2 protein-coding genes are annotated in these 2,543 nt (G+C 74.0%); both read left to right on the top strand.

Annotation, left to right across the window (positions count from 1 at the left end; genetic code table 11):
• The first annotated feature begins 120 nt into the window (after window positions 1-120).
• Window positions 121-1,143, top strand: coding sequence for a MoxR family ATPase (locus HW445_RS26405; protein ID WP_180223394.1), 1,023 nt, complete (start codon window positions 121-123; stop codon window positions 1,141-1,143).
• Window positions 1,143-2,453 carry a DUF58 domain-containing protein gene (locus HW445_RS26400; RefSeq protein WP_180223393.1) on the top strand — a complete coding sequence of 437 codons (1,311 nt, stop codon included), beginning with the start codon at window positions 1,143-1,145 and terminating at the stop codon, window positions 2,451-2,453. The genes HW445_RS26405 and HW445_RS26400 overlap by 1 nt, the downstream gene beginning before the upstream one ends.
• Window positions 2,454-2,543: the final 90 nt, after the last annotated feature.

Raw genomic sequence — 2,543 nt, 5'->3', positions numbered from 1 at the left:
CGACCCGGCCCGGGCCGCCGGCCTCCAGGAGCTCCTCTTCGGCCCGCCGCCCGGCGACGACGCGGCCCTCGTCTCCCTCGCCGACCGACTCGACGCCCTCGAAAGAGAGGTAAGCCGTCCATGACGGACCCGACCGCTGACATCACTCCCGGCTCCTGGCAGCCCACCCCGACGGCCGGGACCACCGCGGCCTCCGGCGACCCTCGGGCCGCCCTGGAGAGCCTGCGCGCAGAGATCGGCAAGGCCGTCGTCGGCCAGGACCCGGCCGTCACCGGCCTGGTGGTCGCCCTGCTCTGCCGCGGCCACGTCCTCCTCGAGGGCGTCCCCGGCGTCGCCAAGACCCTCCTGGTCCGCTCCCTCGCGGCGTCGCTGCGACTCGACACCAAGCGCGTCCAGTTCACTCCCGACCTGATGCCCGCGGACGTCACCGGCTCGCTGGTCTACGACACCCGCAACGCCGAGTTCTCCTTCCAGCCGGGCCCGGTCTTCACCAACCTGATGCTCGCCGACGAGATCAACCGCACTCCTCCCAAGACCCAGTCCTCCCTCCTGGAGGCCATGGAGGAACGCCAGGTCACCGTCGACGGCACCCCGCGGCCGCTGCCCGAGCCCTTCCTGGTCGCGGCGACCCAGAACCCCGTCGAGTACGAGGGCACCTACCCCCTGCCGGAGGCCCAGCTCGACCGCTTCCTCCTCAAGCTCACGGTGCCGCTGCCGTCCCGGCAGGACGAGATCGGCGTCCTCACCCGGCACGCCTCCGGCTTCGACCCGCGCGACCTGAACGCCGCCGGCCTGCGCCCGGTGGCCACCGCCGCCGACATCGAGGCCGCCCGCGCCGCCGTCGCGAAGACCACGGTCTCCCCCGACATAGCCGCCTACGTGGTCGACGTCTGCCGCGCCACCCGCGAGTCGCCCTCGCTGGCGCTCGGCGTCTCCCCTCGCGGCGCCACCGCCCTGCTCGCCACCGCCCGCGCCTGGGCCTGGCTCACCGGCCGTGACTACGTCATCCCCGACGACGTGAAGGCCCTCGCCCTGCCCACCCTGCGCCACCGGGTCAAGCTGCGGCCGGAGGCCGAGATGGAGGGCGTCACCGCGGACTCCGTCATCACCGCCGTCCTCGCCCAGGTCCCGGTGCCGCGCTGATGGGATTCACCGGACGGGCCGCCCTGCTGGCGGCCATCGGCTCGCTCCCGGTCGGCCTGCTGGAACCCGGCTGGACCGGCGTGCTCGCCGTGAACGGCACCCTGGCCGCGGCCTGTGCCTGCGACTTCGCACTGGCCGCTCCCGTCCGCCGTCTGCGCCTGAGCCGCTCCGGCGACACCTCGGTGCGCCTCGGAGACACCGCCGAGGTCACCCTCACCGTCACCAACACGACCCGTCGCCCGCTGCGTGGCCGACTGCGGGACGCCTGGCCGCCCAGCAGTTGGCCGGCGGGCACCGAGGCCGCCGCCTCCCGGCACGTCCTCGAGGTGCCCGCCGGTGAACGCCGCCGGGTCACCACCCGTCTGCGCCCCACGCGCCGCGGTGACCGCACCCCGGACCGGGTGACGATCCGCTCGTACGGCCCGCTGGGGCTCTGGGCCCGCCAGGGCAGCCACCAGGTGCCCTGGGCCGTGCGTGTGCTGCCGCCGTTCCACAGCCGCAAACACCTGCCGTCCAAACTGGCCCGCCTACGGGAACTGGACGGCCGCACCAGCCTCCTCACCCGCGGCGAGGGCACCGAGTTCGACAGCCTTCGCGAATACGTCCCCGGCGACGACACCCGTTCCATCGACTGGCGGGCCACAGCCCGGCAGCAGACCGTCGCCGTCCGGACCTGGCGCCCTGAACGCGACCGGCACGTCCACCTGGTCCTCGACACCGGCCGCACGTCAGCAGGCCGGGTCGGCGACGCACCACGGCTGGACTCCTCCATGGACGCCGCGCTGCTGCTCGCCGCCCTGGCCTCCAAGGCCGGCGACCGGGTCGGGTTCCTCGCGTACGACCGCCGCGTACGGGCCCGCGTCCAGGGCCATACCGCCGACGACCTGCTCGCCTCCCTCGTGGCCGTGATGGCCAACCTGGAGCCCGAGCTGGTGGAGACCGACGCCCGGGGCCTCGCCACCGCCGCCATCGCGGCAGCGCCGCGACGTGCCCTCGTCGTCCTCCTCACCTCCCTCGACCGGGCCGCCGTGGAGCAGGGCCTGCTGCCCGTCCTGAACCGCCTGACGCAGCAGCACACCCTGCTGGTCGCCTCGGTCGCCGACCCGCACGTCGCCGACATGGCCAAGGGCCGCGGCACGCCGGAGGCCGTCTACGACGCCGCCTCCGCCGCTCAGGCCCAGGAGGAACGCCACCACGTCGCCGAACAGCTCCGCCGCCACGGCGTCACCGTGGTCGACGCCACACCCGACGACCTCGCGCCTGCCCTCGCCGACGCCTATCTCGCACTCAAGGCAGCGGGACGGCTGTAGAGCAAAAAAAAAGGGGGGTGCCCGTAGCGGGCACCCCCCTTTTCCGATCGCACTTCTCGGCCAGCCGTACAGCCCCGGAAATGCGGAAAG

Source organism: Streptomyces sp. UH6, from assembly GCF_013421635.1.
Classification (GTDB): domain Bacteria; phylum Actinomycetota; class Actinomycetes; order Streptomycetales; family Streptomycetaceae; genus Streptomyces; species Streptomyces abyssomicinicus.
Note: the sequence above shows the minus strand (reverse complement) of the source record. Positions and strands in the feature narration are given on the sequence as shown.

Excerpts from the sequence above, each read along its gene's own strand:
- HW445_RS26400 (WP_180223393.1), top strand. The coding sequence starts at position 1,143 with ATGGGATTCACCGGACGGGCCGCCCTGCTGGCGGCCATCGGCTCGCTC.
- HW445_RS26405 (WP_180223394.1), top strand. The coding sequence starts at position 121 with ATGACGGACCCGACCGCTGACATCACTCCCGGCTCCTGGCAGCCCACC.